General features: G+C 66.5%; 20 protein-coding genes. 5 read left to right on the top strand and 15 right to left on the bottom strand.

Going from position 1 to position 18636, the window contains the following annotated elements:
• Positions 1 to 23: 23 nt before the first annotated feature.
• The 3 genes from GFK26_RS09520 to GFK26_RS09510 are packed head-to-tail and all read right to left on the bottom strand — an operon-like array spanning position 24 to position 1965.
• Positions 24 to 377: a (2Fe-2S) ferredoxin domain-containing protein gene (locus tag GFK26_RS09520; protein ID WP_153281771.1), complete on the bottom strand. Its 354-nt coding sequence runs from the start codon at positions 375 to 377 to the stop codon at positions 24 to 26.
• Positions 378 to 398: 21 nt separating this feature from the next.
• Positions 399 to 1517 carry a VanZ family protein gene (locus tag GFK26_RS09515; RefSeq protein WP_153281770.1) on the bottom strand — a complete coding sequence of 373 codons (1119 nt, stop codon included), beginning with the start codon at positions 1515 to 1517 and terminating at the stop codon, positions 399 to 401.
• Between the two features lie 19 nt (positions 1518 to 1536).
• On the bottom strand, positions 1537 to 1965 hold the full coding sequence (locus GFK26_RS09510) for a CopD family protein (protein ID WP_062478845.1): 429 nt from the start codon (positions 1963 to 1965) through the stop codon (positions 1537 to 1539).
• Positions 1966 to 2329: 364 nt separating this feature from the next.
• Between GFK26_RS09510 and hemB the strand changes: the two genes are divergently transcribed.
• Together hemB and GFK26_RS09500 are read left to right on the top strand one after the other, a co-directional pair.
• Positions 2330 to 3316, top strand: coding sequence for a porphobilinogen synthase (gene hemB / locus GFK26_RS09505; protein ID WP_099793536.1), 987 nt, complete (start codon positions 2330 to 2332; stop codon positions 3314 to 3316).
• Positions 3317 to 3391: 75 nt separating this feature from the next.
• On the top strand, positions 3392 to 4537 hold the full coding sequence (locus tag GFK26_RS09500) for a magnesium transporter CorA family protein (RefSeq protein WP_153281769.1): 1146 nt from the start codon (positions 3392 to 3394) through the stop codon (positions 4535 to 4537).
• A gap of 97 nt (positions 4538 to 4634) precedes the next feature.
• Here the strand turns inward: GFK26_RS09500 and GFK26_RS09495 are convergent, their stop codons facing one another.
• A complete protein-coding gene (locus tag GFK26_RS09495) occupies positions 4635 to 5003 on the bottom strand; it encodes a DUF4148 domain-containing protein (protein WP_101491334.1) in 369 nt (122 codons plus the stop codon).
• A gap of 285 nt (positions 5004 to 5288) precedes the next feature.
• Here GFK26_RS09495 and GFK26_RS09490 point away from each other — a divergent pair, with 285 nt between their 5' ends.
• Complete coding sequence (locus GFK26_RS09490; protein ID WP_153281768.1) at positions 5289 to 6179, top strand: LysR family transcriptional regulator; 891 nt, start codon at positions 5289 to 5291, stop codon at positions 6177 to 6179.
• Between the two features lie 55 nt (positions 6180 to 6234).
• On the opposite strand, the gene GFK26_RS09485 is transcribed toward GFK26_RS09490, so the two are convergent.
• Positions 6235 to 6918: a dienelactone hydrolase family protein gene (locus GFK26_RS09485; protein ID WP_101491336.1), complete on the bottom strand. Its 684-nt coding sequence runs from the start codon at positions 6916 to 6918 to the stop codon at positions 6235 to 6237.
• A 61-nt stretch (positions 6919 to 6979) separates the two neighbouring features.
• Positions 6980 to 7579, bottom strand: coding sequence for a 2-hydroxychromene-2-carboxylate isomerase (locus GFK26_RS09480; RefSeq protein WP_153281767.1), 600 nt, complete (start codon positions 7577 to 7579; stop codon positions 6980 to 6982).
• A gap of 151 nt (positions 7580 to 7730) precedes the next feature.
• Here GFK26_RS09480 and GFK26_RS09475 point away from each other — a divergent pair, with 151 nt between their 5' ends.
• Both GFK26_RS09475 and GFK26_RS09470 read left to right on the top strand, forming a co-directional pair.
• The gene (locus tag GFK26_RS09475) at positions 7731 to 8477 is read left to right on the top strand and encodes an SDR family oxidoreductase (RefSeq protein WP_153281766.1); all 747 of its coding nucleotides are present in this window, start codon (positions 7731 to 7733) and stop codon (positions 8475 to 8477) included.
• A 2-nt stretch (positions 8478 to 8479) separates the two neighbouring features.
• Positions 8480 to 9133, top strand: a complete 654-nt coding sequence (locus GFK26_RS09470) for a MarC family protein (RefSeq protein WP_099793548.1) — start codon at positions 8480 to 8482, stop codon at positions 9131 to 9133.
• A 10-nt stretch (positions 9134 to 9143) separates the two neighbouring features.
• Here GFK26_RS09470 and GFK26_RS09465 read toward each other — a convergent pair whose 3' ends face one another.
• The 9 genes from GFK26_RS09465 to GFK26_RS09425 form a co-directional block, all read right to left on the bottom strand.
• Positions 9144 to 9605, bottom strand: a complete 462-nt coding sequence (locus GFK26_RS09465) for an EVE domain-containing protein (protein WP_153281765.1) — start codon at positions 9603 to 9605, stop codon at positions 9144 to 9146.
• A 67-nt stretch (positions 9606 to 9672) separates the two neighbouring features.
• Positions 9673 to 10836, bottom strand: coding sequence for an ABC transporter substrate-binding protein (locus GFK26_RS09460; protein WP_153281764.1), 1164 nt, complete (start codon positions 10834 to 10836; stop codon positions 9673 to 9675).
• A 145-nt stretch (positions 10837 to 10981) separates the two neighbouring features.
• Positions 10982 to 12838, bottom strand: coding sequence for an AMP-dependent synthetase/ligase (locus GFK26_RS09455; protein ID WP_153281763.1), 1857 nt, complete (start codon positions 12836 to 12838; stop codon positions 10982 to 10984).
• Positions 12839 to 12846: 8 nt separating this feature from the next.
• Positions 12847 to 13620, bottom strand: a complete 774-nt coding sequence (locus GFK26_RS09450; protein WP_153281762.1) for an ABC transporter ATP-binding protein — start codon at positions 13618 to 13620, stop codon at positions 12847 to 12849.
• A gap of 268 nt (positions 13621 to 13888) precedes the next feature.
• Complete coding sequence (locus tag GFK26_RS09445; protein ID WP_101491342.1) at positions 13889 to 14707, bottom strand: ABC transporter ATP-binding protein; 819 nt, start codon at positions 14705 to 14707, stop codon at positions 13889 to 13891.
• Positions 14704 to 15780 (bottom strand): branched-chain amino acid ABC transporter permease, encoded by a 1077-nt coding sequence (locus GFK26_RS09440; protein WP_153281761.1) that lies wholly within the window; start codon positions 15778 to 15780, stop codon positions 14704 to 14706. The genes GFK26_RS09445 and GFK26_RS09440 overlap by 4 nt, the downstream gene beginning before the upstream one ends.
• A 7-nt stretch (positions 15781 to 15787) precedes the next feature.
• A complete protein-coding gene (locus GFK26_RS09435) occupies positions 15788 to 16663 on the bottom strand; it encodes a branched-chain amino acid ABC transporter permease (RefSeq protein ID WP_153281760.1) in 876 nt (291 codons plus the stop codon).
• 21 nt (positions 16664 to 16684) lie between these two features.
• Positions 16685 to 17515 (bottom strand): helix-turn-helix transcriptional regulator, encoded by an 831-nt coding sequence (locus GFK26_RS09430; RefSeq protein ID WP_153281759.1) that lies wholly within the window; start codon positions 17513 to 17515, stop codon positions 16685 to 16687.
• A gap of 113 nt (positions 17516 to 17628) precedes the next feature.
• Positions 17629 to 18576, bottom strand: a complete 948-nt coding sequence (locus tag GFK26_RS09425; RefSeq protein ID WP_153281758.1) for an alpha/beta hydrolase — start codon at positions 18574 to 18576, stop codon at positions 17629 to 17631.
• Between the last annotated feature and the right edge of the window lie 60 nt (positions 18577 to 18636).

The following is an 18636-nucleotide window of genomic DNA, read 5'->3' as shown; positions in this document are numbered from 1 at the left end:
GAGCACGGGGCCCGCAGGAAAGTTCAGCGGCCGACGTCGGGCGGCAACACCAGCCGCTCGACGACCTGGCCGTTCTTCAGGTGCGACTCGACGATCTCGTCGATGTCTTCCGCGTCCACGAAGGTGTACCAGACGGCCTCGGGATAGACCACCGCCACGGGCCCGCCCGCGCAGCGGTCGAGACAGCCGGCCTTGTTGACGCGCACCTTGCCGGGCCCGGCGAGCCCCTGTTCTTTCACCTTGGCCTTGCAGCGGTCGAAGCCCTCCTGCGCGTTGTGCAGGGCGCAGGAGTCCTCGCCGTTCTTGCGTTCGTTCAGGCAGAAGAAGATGTGGCGGCCGTAGTAGCCGGGCGGCGCGGCGGGAGTGGTGCTGGGCATCGATCGATTTTATGAGCGTGCTCAGGACGCAGGCGATGCAGGACGGCGGCGGCGCGACAGTGCGGCCAGCACATACACCAGCACCGCGAAGGGCCAGCACCAGCCCAGCCACTGGGCCAGGCCATGGAAACGGATGAAGCGGCCCTGCTCCCAGGTGGCCAGGGTCTGCGCAAAGTAGGCGCTCTCGGGCGCCTGGTTCAGAAGGCTCAGCTGAAGCACGAGCCCCATGAGCAGCAGCGCGCCACACAAGCGGCGCGGCGCGAACAGCAGCAGCACGCCTGCGAACACCGCCGCGGCCAGCCCGATCTGCACCGGCAGCTCGAGCCACGCCCACGCATGCTCGGGACCGTAGCTCATGGCCGCCGACAAGGCCGAGGCCGCCATGCCTGCAAGCAGGATCAGCGGCAGCAGCACCGCGCGCTGCACCACGGTGCGTGCCACCAGATAGCCCAGCAGGCACGGCACCAGCGCCCCGAGCATCACGCACAGCAACTCCACGGCCGGCACCAGCGGCTCCAGTTCGAACTGGCGCACGGGCAGCCAGTCGATGAAGGGCGTGTCGAGCAGCCACTCGGAAATCGTCGCCTCCAGCCGCTCGAAGACCTGGCCGAGGCCGAAGGTGACGGCGGCAGGAAACAGCAGGGCAAAGGGCCAGAGCGCCAGCAGCACGAGCCCGCCGCGCGCGTCCTCGACGAACCACTGCGAGCGCGCGCGACCCCAGTGGGCGACCGCGCCCAGCCGCTCCAGCGCCGCGGCCAGCACGGCGCCGAGCACCGTCCCGGCGGTGTTCAGCCCCAGGTCGACATTGGAAGGAATGCGCGCCGGCAGATAGCTTTGCAGCGTCTCCATGGCAAAGGCGATCGCCGCGCCCGCCACGGTGGCGCGCAACAACCCACGCCACACACTGGGACTGCTGCCCGTGCGCAGCACGCTCAGCGCGCACAGGAATCCGAAGGGCACGTAGCCCGCCACGTTCACCCCGAAGTCGAAACCCGTCCAGTACTTGGGCCAGGGCGCCGACAGGTAGGCCCAGGGCGCGATCCCCTGGTCACGCCAGTCGGCAAACGGGTACAGGCTGGCATAGACGATCAGCGCCGCATACGCCAGCGCCAGGGGGAACGCGGCAGACTTGTGCGGCATGTCTACCGTCGACACGGCATCAGAAAGGCTTCACCACCACCAGGATCACGATGCCCAGCAGCAGCAGCACGGGCAGCTCGTTGAACCAGCGGTACCAGCGGTCGCTGCGGCGGTTGCCGCCTGCAGCGAAGCGGCGCAGCAGCACGCCGCAGCCGTGGTGATAGCCGATGGCCACCAGCACCAACGCCAATTTGGCGTGCATCCAGCCGTTGCCCGGGCCGCGACCGATGCCGTAGCCCAGCCAGAGCCAGGCACCGAACACCAGCGCCGGCACCGCCAGGAAGGTCGTGAATCGCAGCAGCTTGCGCGCCATCAGCAGCAGGCGTTCGCGCTCCGCGACCGACTCGGGCGGCACCATCGCCAGGTTGACGAAGATCCGCGGCAGATAGAACAGTCCGGCAAACCAGCTGGCAATGAAAACAATGTGAAGAGATTTGACCCAGAGCATGGCGGCAGTTTAGTGGTGGCTGCACACTGACCCCTTTTGGGGCTCTTTGCCAAGGTTTCGGGCAAAAAAAAAGCCCGACGTCTTCACGTCGGGCTGGGAAGCCCTTTTGCTGTCACACATCAAGGCACCCGCTCAGGGAGGAAAAGCGGGGAGCGGCAAGCCGCCCGCTTCAGAATTTAACAAAGACGAAACAAGGTTTCAAGCGATTGAGGCAGTTTCTTTGACTTTTACAACAAAAATCTAGAACTTAAGTTCTACTAATTTCCGTAGTTGTCAGACAACTTGCTTCTAACCCTCCTGAGGCGCCGTCCGAGGCTTCAGGCACAATTTTAGATATATGACGTCATCATTTTCCCCGCTCGCCATGTTCCCCGCCGGCCGCCCGCGACGGCTGCGCCGCGACGCCTTCACCCGCAACCTGGTGCGCGAGCATGCGCTGACGACGAACGACCTGATCTACCCGGTGTTCGTGCAGGAAGGCGAAAAGCGCCGCGACGCCGTGGCCTCGATGCCCGGCGTGGAGCGCCTGAGCCTCGATCTGCTGCTGCCCGTGGCCGAGCAGTGCGTGCAGGCCGGCATTCCGGTGATGGCGCTGTTCCCGGTGATCGATGCCAGCCTCAAGACGCCCGCGGGCGACGAGGCCTTCAACCCCGACGGGCTGATTCCCCGCGTGGTGGCTGCGCTCAAGGCGCGCTTTCCCGAGCTGGGCATCATGACCGACGTGGCGCTCGACCCCTACACCAGCCACGGCCAGGACGGCCTGCTCGACGACACCGGCTACATCCTCAACGACGCCACCGTTGAAGTGCTGGTGAAGCAGGCACTCACACAATCGCAAGCTGGCGTCGATATTGTGGCCCCGAGCGACATGATGGACGGCCGCATCGGCGCGATCCGCACCGCGCTCGAAGCCCGCGGCGACGTGCACACGCGCATCATGGCCTACAGCGCCAAGTACGCCAGCGCCTTCTACGGCCCGTTCCGCGACGCCGTCGGCTCGTCCGCCACGCTCGGCAAGAGCAACAAGAAGGTCTACCAGATGGACCCCGGCAACAGCGACGAGGCCCTGCGAGAGGTCGCCATCGACATCGCCGAAGGCGCCGACATGGTCATGGTGAAGCCCGGCATGCCCTACCTGGACATCGTGCGCCGCGTGAAGGACGAGTTCCACGTGCCCACCTTCGCCTACCAGGTGAGCGGCGAGTACGCCATGCTGAAGGCGGCCGCCCAGAACGGCTGGCTCGACCACGACGCCGTGGTGCTCGAAAGCCTGCTGGCCTTCAAGCGCGCCGGCGCCGATGGCGTGCTGACCTACTTCGCGCTTGACGCCGCCCGGTTGCTACAAAAATAATAGCTATCGCGGCATGCCTGCCGCACCTCCACGGCACTTCTGGCGTGGAAGAAGAACCACCAGGGGCGAGTGTCCATGCGCATCTTCGAAATCAGCCGCTCGCAGGTCAGCGAGCACGCCTCGCTGGCGCCGCTGGCCGTGCCGGGCGCCTGCAGCGCCGCCAGCTACCTCTGGATTTCGCTGACGCGCGACGAATTCCGCGCCGCCCAGCCCGAGGTGCAGCAGATCCTGCAGACGCTGTGCCAGACCCAGCTCGTCGACCTGCACGTGGCCGACCTGCTCAACGACCAGCTGCCCTCGCACTACGACTACACCTCGCAGTACGACGTGCTGGTGTTCCGCCGCCTGGCCACGGGCAACGGCGCTGAAACCCCAAACACCAGCGAGCCGTCGGTGCCGCAGCGCCCGTCGCGCGGCGGCCCGCCGGTGCTGCGCCGCATCGACACGCGCCCGGTTGGCTTCGCGGTATTCGACCGCGTGCTGCTCTCGGTCCACCCCGAAGACGGCACCGTGCGCGACGCTTTCGCCGCCCGGCTGCTGGCGGCCGCTTCGCCCGACGACCGCGGCACGCCCGCGCTCGACGTGCGCGCCACCTCGGCCCGCCTGCCGACCAGCCCGGCCGACCTGATGCTGCGCATCGTCAACCTGATCGTCGACGGCTACCTCGACATGCGCCGCGAACTCACGAAGCAGCTCGACCACTGGCAGACCGAACTCATCGACCCGCGCAGCCGCTTCACCAACTGGAGCGCGCTCATGGAGGCACGCCAGTCGCTGCACCGCCTCGACGAGATCTGCGAAGACCAGCGCGCCGCCATGCAGGACTGGATCGATTCGCTCGAAACACTGCCCACCCCGCAAGGCGAGGTGGCGCAGCGCGAGCGTGAACTGATCATGGTGCGCAGCCGCGACGTGCTGGAACACATCCAGCGCGTGGTGCACCACGTGCACCGGCTCGAGCAGAACGCCGAGACCGCCGTGCAGATGCACTTCAGCGTCCAGGGCCACCGGGCCAACGACATCATGCGGGTGCTGACCGCGCTCACCGCCATCTTCCTGCCGCTGAACCTCATCGCGGGCATCTTCGGCATGAACTTCGAGTTCATTCCGCTCGTGCACAAGGCCGACGGCTTCTGGATCGCGATGTCGGCCATGCTGGTCATCGCGGTGGTGCTGGTCGTGGTGTTCTGGCGCAAGCGCTACCTCGCCCGCACGCGCTGATCCCCTATTTCGAGCGCCCATGAAAAAAGCCACGCGGATGCGTGGCTTTCTTGTGTCAGCCCGGGCCGCCCCGGAAGGCGGCTGGCTTCATGGCCAATTACTTGGCGACGGCGCCCGAACCTTGCTGGGCTTGAACGCGTGCGTCCATCGGGTTCACCATGGTCGAGACGACCTTGCTGTTGACGCGCGAGCCCGAGGTCACGTTCTGGTCCGGAGCGTAGGCGGTGCGGATGGCTTCGGCTTCGACGATCGAACGGTCCTTCGACACGGCCACGGTTTCCGCACCGCGCGAACCGCGCACGACGTTCTGGTTCGGGGCTGCGGCGGTGCGCTGGGCTTCGGCGTTGACTTCGTCGCGGCTCTTGGACGAGATCACTTGGGTCACGCCTTGGTACGTCTCGGCTTGGACGCCGGTGGCGGCCAGGAGGGTCAGGGCGGCGGCTGCGAAAATGTGCGAGGTCTTCATGTCTGTTCCTTGTGTTCGGCTAGATGGGATGTCCACCAGGCTTGCACGTTGGCTCGCCTGTGCGGCGAGTGTCAGCCGGAATTCCTTCGGGAAAACACTCGGTTCAGAGACACGGTGTTTCCTGTAGCGAAACAATCAGTCAACAAAGTTGTGCACGCAAAAATCCGGGTATTCACTGCTTGACTGCTTCTGGCGTACACCAAGAGCGCGCGCCGGACCTGTTCGCCGAAACCCCCGAGAATCGGCGCACCGCGCTCCCTCGCGAAAAACAACGGGCTCACTGACATGGACAGTCTCGATCTGATCAAAACCTTCCGGGAAGTCGCCTCGCACGGCAGCTTCTCCCAGGCCGCCAAGCGGCTCGACATGTCGAAGGCCACGGTCAGCAAATACGTCGCCGAGCTCGAAACCCGCTTCGGCGTGCGCCTGCTCAACCGCTCCACGCGTTCCGTGAGCCTCACCGACGCCGGCCAGCTGCTGCTCGAACGCAGCACGCCGATGCTCGAAATGGTCGAGCTCACCCAGGCCGAACTGCAGGAGCGCGCCAGCCAGCCCGGCGGCCGGCTGCGCATCTCGGCGCCGCACGGCATGGGCAACGGCGAGTTTCCCGACCTGCTGGCCGACTTCATGCGCCACTACCCCGACGTGAGCATCAGCCTGCAGCTGACCAACCGCACCGTCGACCTCGCCGAGGAAGGCATCGACGTCGACATCCGCAGCGGCCCGGTGGAAGACGCCAACCTCATCGTGCGCAAGCTGCGGCTCATTCCCATGGTGGTCTGCGCCTCGCCGGTCTACTGGAAGAAGCACGGCAAGCCCGCGCACCCGCAAGACCTCGCCAACCACGACGCACTCACCCATTCATTGCTGGGCACGCAGCCCGTGTGGCGTTTCGATGACAACGGCCAGCCGCTGGACGTGCAGGTCAAGAGCCGCATGGATTGCACCGAAGGCGCGCCGCTGATCCGCGTCGCGATGCGCGGCTTCGGCGTGATCTACCTGCCCTCGCTGCTCGTGCAGTCGCACATCGACAGCGGCGAGCTGGTGCCGGTGCTCGAAGGCTATGCGCGCAAGGACATGTGGCTGTCGGCCGCCTACCTGCAGCGGCGCCACAACAGCGCGGCGCTGCGCGCGCTGCTCGACTTCTTGCAGACCCGGGTCGGCGCCAAGAAATAGAAGCAATGAAAAAGCCCGGCACTGCCGGGCTTTTGCCTGGAGCGTGGCGGTCGGATCAGCCGACGTGCTTGGCAAAGAACGCCAGCACGCGTTCACGCGCCGGCTTTGCCGCTTCGGCGTTGTACGAACCGCGCTGGTCGCAGTTGAAGCCGTGGTCGGCCTCGTACACATGCACTTCCACCTCGGGGTGCGCCTTCTTGAAGGCCTCGATGGTGTCCAGCGGAATCCAGTGATCGCGGTTGCCGAACTGCGCGAGCACCGGCACCTTCGGCTGGCGTGCGCTTTCTTCGGGCGTCGTCATGCCGCCACCGTAATAAGGCGCGGCAGCGGCCAGGCCCGGCAGCAGGGCCGCGGCGCGCCAGACCAGCAGGCCGCCCCAGCAGTAGCCGACGATGCCGACCTTGCCCGCCTTCGAGGCGTAGGCAATCGCGGCTTCGAGGTCCTGCAGCACGCCGGGCGCGGGCAGCGCCTCGACCGCCGTCTTGTAGCCGAAGCCGGTCTTCATGTCGTCGTCGCTGTAGCCCAGCTCGACATCGGGCTTGACGCGGTGGAAGGTGGACGGCGCAACGGCCAGGTAGCCGTCGGCCGCATAACCGTCGGCCACCGAGCGGATGTGCGAGTTCACGCCGAAGATTTCCGGCACCACCACCACGGCGCCGCGCGGCGTGCCGACGGGCTCGGCCACGTAGGCGGGAAAGGTGAAGCCATCCTTGGCGGTGAGATCGATGAATTGGCCCATGGGGTTCTCCTGAAACGATGGAATGGAAAGAAAGTGGTTTGGCTTGCGCGCGCGCCGTTCGTTACGCGCGCAATGCGCGTTCGACGAAATCGAGGCGGTCCTGGCCCCAGAAGATCTCGCCGTCGATCACGTAGCTTGGCGCGCCGAACACCTGGATGTCGATCGCTTCCTGCGTGTAAGCCTCGTAACGCTCCTGCACCGCCTGGCTCTGCGATTGCTCGGCGCGCTTGGCCGGCAGGCCGCACTCCGCGACCAGGGCTTCGAGCAGGTTCGGGTCGCCGATGTTCCGCTCCTGCACCCACACGGCCGCGAACACCGCGGCGCTGATGCGCATCGCGGCCTCGGTGCCGTCGTGCATGTCGACCGCGATGATCAGCCGCGCCGCATCGTCGCCGGCCACCGGGAAGAACTTCGGCTTCGGGTTCAGCGGCAGGCCCAGGTGCCGGGAAAAGCGCGCCAGCTCGAGCAGCCGGTAGGCCTGGCGCTGCGGTGCGCGCTTGCCCAACGGCAGCCCGCCCGACACGGGGAACACGCTGCCCATGTCGATGGGTCGCACGCGCACCGTGGCGCCGGCGGCCGTTGCAATGGCGGCAAAGCGGGTATGCCCCAGATAAGTCCACGGGCTCTGTGGCGCAAAGTAATAGTCGATGGTCTTGTGCATTCAATAACCTCCGTGCTTCGCACTGCGGTGCGAGCTTGGTTGGGGCGGTCCGACGCGGCGCTCACGCTCACGCGTCATGCGCTGGCCCTCGGTGATGTAATCCGGACGAACGGTTTTAACTGACACACAGTTTCTCTGCAGGAGGTGGGATTTGGACCAGGTGCTCTTGATCACCGGCGGTGGGCGCGGCATCGGTGCCGCCACGGCCTTGCTCGCCGCGACGCGCGGCTACGCCGTGGCCGTGAACTACGCCAGCAACTCGCTGGCCGCCGACGAGGTGGTGCGCACCATCCGCGCAGGCGGCGGCACCGCCATGGCGGTGCAGGCCGACGTGGGCGACGAGGCCCAGGTGCTCGCGATGTTCGCGAAGATCGACGCCAAGCTCGGTCGGCTCACGGCACTCGTGAACAACGCCGGCGTGGTCGACGTGCAGGCGCGCGTCGACGAGATGAGCGTGGCGCGCATGGAGCGCATGTTCCGCATCAATGTGATCGGCAGCTTCGTCTGCGCGCGCGAGGCCGTGAAGCGCATGAGCACGACGTACGGCGGCGCGGGCGGCGCCATCGTCAACATCTCCAGCGGCGCCGCGCGCCTGGGATCGCCGGGCCAGTACGTCGACTATGCGGCCAGCAAGGCCGCCATCGACACCCTGACCATCGGGCTGGCCAAGGAAGTCGCCATGGAAGGCATCCGCGTCAACGCCGTGCGCCCCGGCCTCATCGACACCGAGATCCACGCCTCCGGCGGCATGCCCGACCGCGCCGCCGAACTCGCGCCGACCGTGCCGATGCAGCGCACCGGCAGCCCCGAAGAAATCGCGGGTGCCATCTTGTGGCTGCTCTCGCCCGAGGCCAGCTACACCACCATGGCCCTGCTCGACGTGACCGGAGGACGATAACGATGAGCACCTCCATGGACCTCATCAAACCGCTGGTCACGCTGGTGGCCATCGTCAACCCGCTGGCCATCGTGCCCTTCTTCATCCACTACACGCAGGACTACTCCGACGCCCAGCGCAAGCGCACGGTGCGCATGTCGGCCTTCAGCGCCTTCGTGGTCATCGCCGTCAGCGCGCTCATCGGGCTGCAGCTGCTGTCCTTCTTCGGCATCTCGATCGCGAGCTTCCAGGTCGGCGGCGGGCTGCTGCTGCTCATGAGTTCGATCTCGATGCTCAACGCGCAACCGGCCGAGAGCAAGACCAACGTCGATGAGTTGCGCGCCACCGAAGTGAAGGCGTCGATGGGCGCGTCCATCGCGGTGGTGCCGCTCACCATCCCGCTGCTCACCGGCCCGGCCGCGATCTCCACCGTGGTGATCTACGCCGACAAGACACAGCACCTGTGGGAGCTGGGGCTGCTGGTCGGCTACGGCGTGGTGGTGGCGCTGGCGACCGCGCTGGCCTTTTCGCTCGCGCAGCCGATCGCGCGGGTGCTCGGCAAGACCGGCATCAACATCATGACGCGGCTGATGGGCTTGATCCTCGCGGCGCTCGCGGTCGAGGTGATGGCCGACGGGCTCGGCAAGCTGTTCCCGATCCTGTCGAAAGTCGCCTGAACAGCGTCGCTCAGGCCAGCATCTTCTCGATGACCTTCCAGTGCGCCGGCTCCACCGGCGTGATCGACAGCCGGTTGCCCTTGCGCAGCACGACGAGGTCGGCCAGCTCGGGCTTGGCGCGCAGCTCGGGCAGCGACAGCAGCCGCGTCTTGCGCAGCGCCTGCACGTCGACCAGCAGCCAGCGCGGATCGTCCTTCTTCGAGGCCGCGTCGTAGTACGGCGACTTCGCATCGAACTGCGTCGGATCGGGCTTGATGCCCGAGGCCACCCGCGCGATGCCGGCAATGCCGGGCTCGGGACAGCTCGAGTGATAGAACAGCACGCCGTCACCGATCTTCATGCCGTCGCGCATGAAGTTGCGCGCCTGGTAGTTGCGCACGCCGGTCCACGCCACGGTGGCACCGGGTGCGGCGAGGGCATCGTCGATCGAGACCTCGTCGGGCTCGGATTTCATCAACCAGTACTGGGGCATGGCGGCAGTCTCGCGAAGGGGATTTCGCGGAATATAGCCGCTCGCCCCATTCCGGGGCGCTCCTCGTTTACGGTGTCACGTAGTCGGACACCACGACCCACTTGCCGTCCTTGATCTGCGACAGCCGCGACTGATCGTTGCCCAGGCGCTTGGTGGCGGTGTAGGTGCTCTTCGGGCTGCCGAACATGTCGGGCTCGAAGGTGATGCTGTCCATCGCCTTGATGAAGCTGTCGGTCGTCAGGTTCGGGCCGGCCTTGGTCGCGGCCTTGATGAACGAATCGATGATCACGTAGCCGTACACCGAGAACACGGTCGGGTCTTCGTTGAACTTGGTCTTGTACTTGTTGGCCCAGAAGCGCAGCGGCTGCGACTGCTCGTCGGTATAGGGGTTCTGCACCGTCATGGTGGCGTACACGCCGTCCATGGCCTTGCCGCCGAGCTTGTGGATCAGGTCGGTGTAAGCCGCGCTCGAACCCAGGAAGGTCGGGTTGAAGCCCGTCTTGCGCGACTCGCCCACGGTGCCGATGGTCTCGCGGATGATGGTGCCGAGCACCACGAGGTCGCAGTTGGCGGCCTTCATTTTCGCGACCTGCGAGCTGAAGTCGGTGGCGCCGCGCTTGAACGAGGTCTTCTCGGCCAGCTCCATGCCCGAGGCCTTCAGGCCGGCCTCGGCGCCGCGCTGCACCTCCAGGCCAAACTCGTCGTCCTGGTAGATCGTGCAGACCTTCTTGGCGCCCTTGTCCTTGATCATCTTGGGCAGCGCCAGGCGGATCTGGTCGTAGTAGGTGGCCGCGAACGAGTACTTCAGCCGGTTCAGCGGCTCGTACATTTCGCGCGCCGCGGTAATGGGCATGAAGTTGACGACGTTCTTGTCGAACTGCACCGGCATCGCCGCCATGTTCTGCGCCGTGCCGATGTGGCCGGCCATGATGAAGATCTTTTCCTGGTTGACCAGCTTCTGCGCCGCCAGCACCGCTTTCTTCGGGTCATAGCCCGAGTCTTCGACGAAGAGCTTGAGCTTGCGGCCGTTCAGCGTGCCCTGCTCGTTGAGCTCGTCCACGCGCAGCTGCATGCCGTTGCGCGCCTGCTTGCCGAAGCCCGCCAGCGGACCCGACAGGTCCTGGATGGTGCCGATGCGGATCTCGTCCTTGCTGACACCCTGCTGCGCCGACGCGAGCGTCGCGATCAGGCCCAGCACAGCCAGCGTCGTCAATGTCTTGAGCTTCGTCATTGCCTTGTCTCCTTGCCTGTTGAAAAAACACACTGCCTGGCCTCTTCCAGAAACACCGCGGAACCGGCTTTGCCGGGCCGCTGGTGTTGCCCCCGGTAGGGGGCTGGCGTAGCGACACGAAGTGCGCGAAGCCTGGGGGCGAGCCCTATCTGTACATGGCGTCGATGCGCGCCGCGTACTTGGTTTGCACCAGCTTGCGCTTGAGCTTCATCGTCGGCGTGAGCTCCTCGTCCTCGGCGCTCAGTTGCGTCTCGAGCAGGAAGAACTTCTTGATCTGCTCGACGCGCGCGAACTTGGCGTTGACGCGATCGATCTCGCCCTGGATCAGGTCCTGCACTTCCTGCGTGCGTGTCAGGCTCTCGTAGTTGCTGAACGGCACGTCGTGGTCCTGCGCAAACTTTTCGACGTTCTCCTGGTCGATCATGACGATCACCGTGAGGTAGGGCCTCTTGTCGCCGATCACCACGGCATCGGTGATGTAGAGGCTGAACTTGAGCTCGTTTTCCAGCTCGCTCGGGGTCACGTTCTTGCCGCCTGCCGTGATGATGATGTCTTTCATCCGGTCGGTGATGCGGAAATACCCGTCCTCGTCCATCACGCCCACGTCGCCCGTGTGCAGCCAGCCGTCGGCGTCGATGGTCTCTGCGGTTTTCTCCGGCAGATTCAAATAGCCCATGAAGACGTTGGGGCCGCGCACCAGGATCTCGCTGGTGGCCGGATCGATGCGCACCTCGTTGTAGCCCGTGGCCGGGCCGATGGAGCCGGGCTTGATGCGCGTGACGGGCACGGCAGTCGAAGCGCCGCACGACTCCGTCATGCCCCACACCTCGAGCATGGGCACGCCCAGCGCGAGGTACCACTTGACCAGTTCGGGCGAAATGGGCGCCGCGCCCGTCACGAGAAAACGCGCGCGGTGGATGCCGATGAGCTTGCGCGCGTTGTCCAGCGCCAGCAGCCGCGCCAGCCTGAACTTCAGGCGCAGCCCCGTGCCGATCTCCTGGCCCGCGAGCACCTTGTTGGCGATGGTCTCGCCCACGCCGATGCTCCACTTGTAGGCCGCCTGCTGCAGCGGGCTGGCCTCTTTCAGCGCGATCATCACGCCCGAATAGAACTTCTCCCACACGCGCGGCACGCCCGTGAACACGGTCGGCGCAATCTCGCGCACGTTCTCGGGCACCGTCTCGGGGTTCTCGACGAAGTTGAGGATCGAGCCGGTGTACATCGCGAAATACTCGCCGCCCATGCGCTCGGCGATGTGGCACAGCGGCAGGAAGCACATGCGCTCGTCCTTCTCGTCCTGCGCGATGAGCGTGTTGTAGCCGCGCGCGGTGTACACCAGCCCCGCGTGGCTGTGCATGGCGCCCTTGGGCTTGCCAGTGGTGCCCGAGGTGTAGACAAGAATGGCGAGGTCTTCGGGCCGGCAGGCGGCCACGCTGCGCTCCACCGCCTGCGGGTCGCCCGCCAGGTGCGTGCGGCCGAGGGCGCGCAGCGCATCGAGGCTCATCACGCCCGGGTCGTCGAGCTCGCGCAGGCCTTCCATGTCGAACACGACCACGCGGCGCAGGCCGGGCAGGCGGGCGCGGACCTCGAGCGCCTTGTCGAGCTGCTCGTCGTCTTCCACGAACAGCACGGTGGTGCGCGAGTCTTCGCACAGGTACTCCACCTGCGAGGCGGCGTCGGTCGGGTAGATGCCGTTCGACACACCGCCGCAGCTCAGCACGGCCAGGTCGGCCAGCACCCACTCGATGACGGTGTTCGAAAGAATGGACGCGCACTCGCCGCGCGTGAAGCCGATCGCCTGCAGGCCGGCCGCGATCTCGCGCACGGCCTCGGCGGTCTGGCGCCAGCTCCAGGCGCGCCAGATGCCCAGCTCCTTCTGCCGCATCCAGATGTTGTCGCCGCGCTGGCGCACGGCGTTCCAGAACATGGCCGAAAGCGTGTCGCCCGGCACGAGGATGTCGTGGCCGGATTCGATGGTTCGAAGATCCCAGAGTCCTTGCATGGCGACGGCTACCTCCAGGTCTTCTTCTTTTTCCAGCGCCGCTCGCCGCGCACGCCGTCGTCCTTGACACCGAGGTAGAACTCCTTGATGTCGTCCTTCTCGCGCAGGCGTTCGCACGAGTCTTCCATCACGATGCGCCCGTTTTCCAGCACGTAGCCGTGGTCGGCGGCGTTGAGCGCCATGTTGGCGTTCTGCTCCACCAGCAGGATGGTGGTGCCGCGCTCGCGGTTGATGCGCACCACGATCTCGAAGATTTCCTTCGTGAGCTTGGGGCTCAGGCCGAGGCTGGGTTCGTCGAGCAGGATGAGGTGCGGCGCCGCCATGATGGCGCGCGAGATGGCCAGCATCTGTTGCTGCCCGCCCGAGAGCAGGCCGGCGTCCTGCGTGGCCCGCTCGCGCAGGATCGGGAAGTAGGTGAAGACGGTCTCGATGTCCCGCGCCACGCCGTCGCGGTCCTTGCGCGTGTAGGCGCCCATCAGCAGGTTGTCCTTCACCGACAGCAGCGGGAACACCTCGCGCCCTTCGGGCACATGACTCAGGCCCTGCTGCACGATGAAGGCCGGGTCTTTGGCCGTGATGTCGTGCCCCTGGAATTCGATGCTTCCCTTGCGCGGATCGATGATCCCGGAGATGGTCTTGAGGATCGTCGTCTTGCCCGCACCGTTGGAGCCCAGCACCGTCGCGATCTCGCCCTTGCGCACCTTCAGGCTCACGCCCCGGATGGCCTTGATCGGGCCGTAGGCGCTTTCGACGTTGAGCAGTTGGAGTACGACGTCGCTCATGCCACTGCTCCCTGATTCAAGGCGGAACATGCAGAGCCATCACGCCACCACGAAGCCCGGTGTGCGGTGCGGCGTGGGCGCCCCCTCTGTGCCGCCGAGGAGCGCAGCGTTTCGCGGATCAGGGCTCGCAGCTGTTTGAGCGCAGCGAGTTCTGCGAGACCCCGCGAAACGCGAGCACCGCAGGGGAGCCGCGCAGCGGCCGGCACAGTGGGGGCGACCGCGCCGTGCCGCGCACCGGGCGCCTCCAAAGGGGTAGCGAACAAAGTGCTCATGCCACAACCCTCCGAAGGCTGCTCACGTCATCCACAGTCCCAAGATAAGCCTCGATCACCCGCGCATCCGCCTGCACCTCGCGCGGAGAGCCGGTCGCCAGCACCTCGCCCTGGTTCATCGCCAACACGCGATCCGACACCTTGGAAACAAGCGACATGTCGTGCTCGACCATCAGCACCGACACCCCCAGCTCATGCTGGATGTCCTGAATCCAGAACGCCATGTCCGCCGTCTCTTCGACATTGAGTCCCGAAGAGGGCTCATCGAGCAGCAGCAGCTTCGGCTCAGTGCACAGCGCACGCGCCAGCTCGACCACCTTGCGCACGCCATAAGGTAGGCCCGCCACCATCGAGTCGCGGTAGTGCTGCAGGTCGAGCAGGTCGATCACCTGCTCCGCCTTCTCGCGCGCCGCGATCTCGGCGCGGCGCGTGGCCGGCGTGAAGAACACTTCGCTCCAGAAGCCCGTCTGCCGGTGCGTGTGGCGCCCGATCAGCAGGTTGTGCAGCACGGTCGCATGCTCGAACAGCTCGATGTTCTGGAAGGTGCGCGCAATGCCCAGCGCGGCAATCGCGTGCGGCGCCTGCTGCGTGAGCGCGATCGGCCCGCCCGCCTCGCCATGCCACGTGATCTCGCCGGTGGTCGGCGTGTAGATGCGGCTGATGAGGTTGAACACCGTCGTCTTGCCCGCACCGTTCGGGCCGATGAGCGTGAACACCTCGCCGCGCCGCACGTCGAAGCTCACCTTGTTGACCGCGAGCACACCGCCGAAGCGAACGCTCAGGTCCTTGGCCGACAAAAGAATGTCGTTGCTCATCTCAGCCGATCCGATTTGGTGAACGACTTCTGCCGCTTGAACAAGCCCTTGCGGTAGAACGGGAAGAGCTGCAGCCAGGTGCGAATCTTCAGCCAGCGCCCGTACAGCCCCAGCGGCTCGAACAGCACGAAGGCGATCAGCACCAGGCCGTACACCAACCCCTGCAGGCCGGGCGCCTGACCGACGACCGCCGGCAGCCAGTCCTTGCCCATCGAGATCAGCTGCGGCATCGCGATGAGAAAAATCGCGCCGAGGAACGCGCCGTGCACCGAGCCCAGGCCGCCGATCACCACCATCAGCAGCAGGTCGATCGACTGCAGGATGTTGAACTGGTCCGGCGAGATGAAGCTCAGCTTGTGCGCATACAGCGCCCCGCCCAGCCCCGCGAGCGCCGCAGAGATCGCGAACGACATCGTCTTGTAGCGCGCCAGGTGGATGCCCATGCTCTGCGCCGAAATCTCCGAATCGCGGATCGCCACGAAGGCGCGCCCGGTCGGCGAACGCAACAGGTTCAGGATGCCCAGCGTGGAGATCACCGCGACCACCAGGCACAGAAAGTAGAAGCCTTCGCCCGAGCCCAGCGACCAGCCGAACAGCTGCGGTGACTTCACATGCAGGCCCGCATTGCCGCCCGTCACGCTTTCCCAGCGCGCGAACACTTCCTCGACGATGAAGCCGAAGGACAGCGTCGCGATGCCCAGGTAGATGCCCTTCACGCGCAGCGCCGGCAGCGCCACCACCACGCCCACCGCCGCCGACAACGCGGCCGACGCGAGCAGCGCGAGCGGGAATGGCACGCCCATGTTGGTCAGCACGCCCTGCGTGTACGCGCCCGTTCCGAGAAACGCCGCATGCCCGATGGAGAACTGCCCCGTGAAACCCGCCAGCAGCATCAGCCCCAGGCCGACGATGCCGTAGATGAGCACGAAGGTCAGCTGCGCAAGCCAGTACTCGTCGATGACCCACGGCGCGACGAGCAGGAAGGCCACGAGCAGGCTGTACCAGAGCACATGGCCGCCGTGCCGCGCCAAGCGGATGTCCTGGTCGTAGGTGGTCTTGAAGATGAAGCGCATATGAGATTTACACCTTCTTGCGCAGCTTCTCGCCGAACAGACCGTTGGGCTTGATCATGAGCATCAGCAGCACCACGATGTACGGCGCCGTGTCCTTGAAACCGTCGGGCAGATAGAAACCCGCGAACGACTCGACGATGCCGATCACCAGCCCGCCGACGATCGCGCCCGGCAGGCTGCCGAAGCCGCCCACCACCGCCGCCGGAAAAGCCTTGAGGCCGATGAAGCCCATGTTGGCGTGCACGAAGGTGATGGGCGCGAGCAGCATGCCCGCGATGGCCGCGACCGCAGCCGCCAGCCCCCACACCAGCCCGTTGAGCCGCTTCACCGGAATGCCCATGTAGTAGGCCGCGAGCTGGTTCTGCGACGAGGCCTGCATCGCGATGCCCAGCTTGCTGTAGCGGAACATCGCGAACAGCAGCCCACACAGGATGGCGGTGGCAATGATGATCACGAGCTGCTCGAGGTTCACCACCAGCTCACCGAGCTTCCAGATCTGGTCCTTGTAGGGCACGGCCAGCGTGTGGGTGTCGGTGCCGATGCCCGGCACCATGGTGATGAGGCCGCGCGCCACGTAGGCAATGCCGATGGTCAGCATCACGATGGAGAACTGCGGCTGCCCGAGGATCGGGCGGATCACCACCAGTTCGAGCAGCACGCCGAAGGCCGCCATGGCCACCACGGCCAAGAGCGCCGCGAGCCAGAACGGCATGCCGAACAGCGACATGCCCGCGAAGGCACCGAACGCGCCGAGCATCATCAGGTCGCCCTGCGCGAAGCTCACCGTTTCGGTGGCCTTGTAGATCAGCACGAAGCCGAGCGCGATCAGGCCGTAGATGCAGCCTTGTGCGATGCCCGACAGCAGGAGTTGGAGGATCTGCATGCGTTGCCGTCCCGCGCGCCGTTACTGCCGGAACCCGCCGGCCGCGTCGTGCAGCGCGAGGCGGCGCGAGCCCGCGACGATGTCGCTGGGCTTGAGCCCGTAGACCTGGCGGATCGAATGGCTGAAGTGCGTGGAGTCGGGGTAGCCGGTGTCCAGCGCGATGTCGGTGAGCGTGCCGCTCTGGTGCACGTAGCGCAGCAGGCTGCGCGCACGCTTCCAGGCACGGAAGCCGCGAAAGGCCATGCCCGTCTCCTGCTTGAACAGGTGCAGGAAGCGCGAGAACGACAGGTGCACCGAGGCCGCGCAGTCTTCCGCCGAGGCGGGCGCGGCGGGGTCGGCCACGAGCATGTCGACCACCTTGCGGATGCGCGCATCGAGCGGGCGCGGCGTGAGCGGGCCGTCGAAGAACAGCGCGTCGAAATCGAAACCGTCGAAGTCGATGCCGCGCGCCGAGGCCGCCAGCAAGTGGGCATGGGCCTCGCGCATGCGCTGCACGAAGGCCGGCGCATCGACCGGGCCGCAGTGCTGCAGGAAGGCCGGCATGCGCGCGGGATCGACCGACTCCGATTCGATCAGCAGGTTGAAGATCAGCGGGCACGCACTCTCGACCTGGTGCGGCACGTGCGGCGGCACCACGATGAACTCGCCGCTCTGCCAGGCACCACCGCCGATGCGGATGCGGTTGGGCGGCGCACCGGCGGGCGACACGTACACGCCGTGCCCGCCCATCGCGCGCTCGGCCGCGGCGCCGAGCAGGCCGGCATAGAAGACGCGCTGCGGCGTGAGCCACATGAGGCGTTCGCCCTGCCGTGCATCGCCGCCCGAAGGCGTCGACGTCCTGGTTCGCTGCATGGTGTCTGTCTCCTGCATCGGTCGACGACGTCCGACCGGGGGGTGGCGTCGTGTTCGCTGGATCGTAGCGGCGAGGGCCGTGAGCGCGGCATCCATTTGCGCGGGGACTTTCCCTAGGCCGACGCGAACGCGCGGCGCAGTTCGGCGGCACACAGCGCGACCGCGGTGTGCGCTTCGTCGAGCACCTTGCCCATGGTGATGAAGCCATGGATCTGGCGCTCGAAGCACACGTAGTTCGCGCGGTTGCCGGCGGCCGTGAGCGCCTCGGCATACGCCGCGCCTTCGTCGCGCAACGGGTCGTAGCCGGCCGTGAGCACGAGCGCGGGCGGCAGGCCCGCGAGGTCGGTGTGCAGCAGCGGCGAGGCACGCCAGTCGAGGTCGTGCGCCACGTCGGTGATGTAGTGGTCGTGGAAGTAGGTCATCGTGTCGCGCGTGAGCAGGTAGCCCTGCCCGTTCGCCTGGTGCGACGGATGGCCGCGGCGCATGTCGGTGGCCGGGTAGATCAGGAGCTGGAACACGATGGGCAGGTCGCCCGCATCGCGCGCCGCGATCGCCGCCACGGCCGCGAGATTGCCACCCGCACTGTCACCGCCCACCGCGAGGCGGCTTGCATCGAGCCCCAGCGCGGCCGCTTCGCGGCGCACCCAGCGCGTGGCGGCGAGCACGTCGTCCACGGCGGTGGGAAAGCGGTGCTCCGGGCCCATGCGGTAGTCGACCGCGACCACCGCGCAGCCTGCGCCGTTGGCCAGCTCGCGGCACAGCACGTCGTGCGTGTCGAGGTCGCCGATGACCCAGCCGCCCCCGTGGTAGTAGACGAGCACAGGCAGCGGACCTGCGCTTGCGTTTGCGCCGAGTGGCTTGTACAGCCGCACCGGAATGGTGCCGTGCGGCCCGTCGGCGGCGAGGTCGCGCACTTCGGCCACCTCCGCCGGCAGCGGCTGCGTGGCCGTGCGGCGCTCGCGATAGAAGGCCCGCGCATCGGCGGGCGACAGCGTGTGGGTCGGCGGAATGCCGCGCGCTTCGATGAAATCCAGCAAGGCGCGCGCCTGGGGATGCAGCATGGTGTCTCCGGTGAATCGAACGGAGCGCTCAGTGTGGAGGGCGGGGTGCCTGCGGGGTAT

This window comes from Variovorax paradoxus (assembly GCF_009498455.1).
Lineage (GTDB): Bacteria > Pseudomonadota > Gammaproteobacteria > Burkholderiales > Burkholderiaceae_C > Variovorax > Variovorax paradoxus_H.
This window is presented reverse-complemented; position numbering and strand designations above follow the sequence as displayed.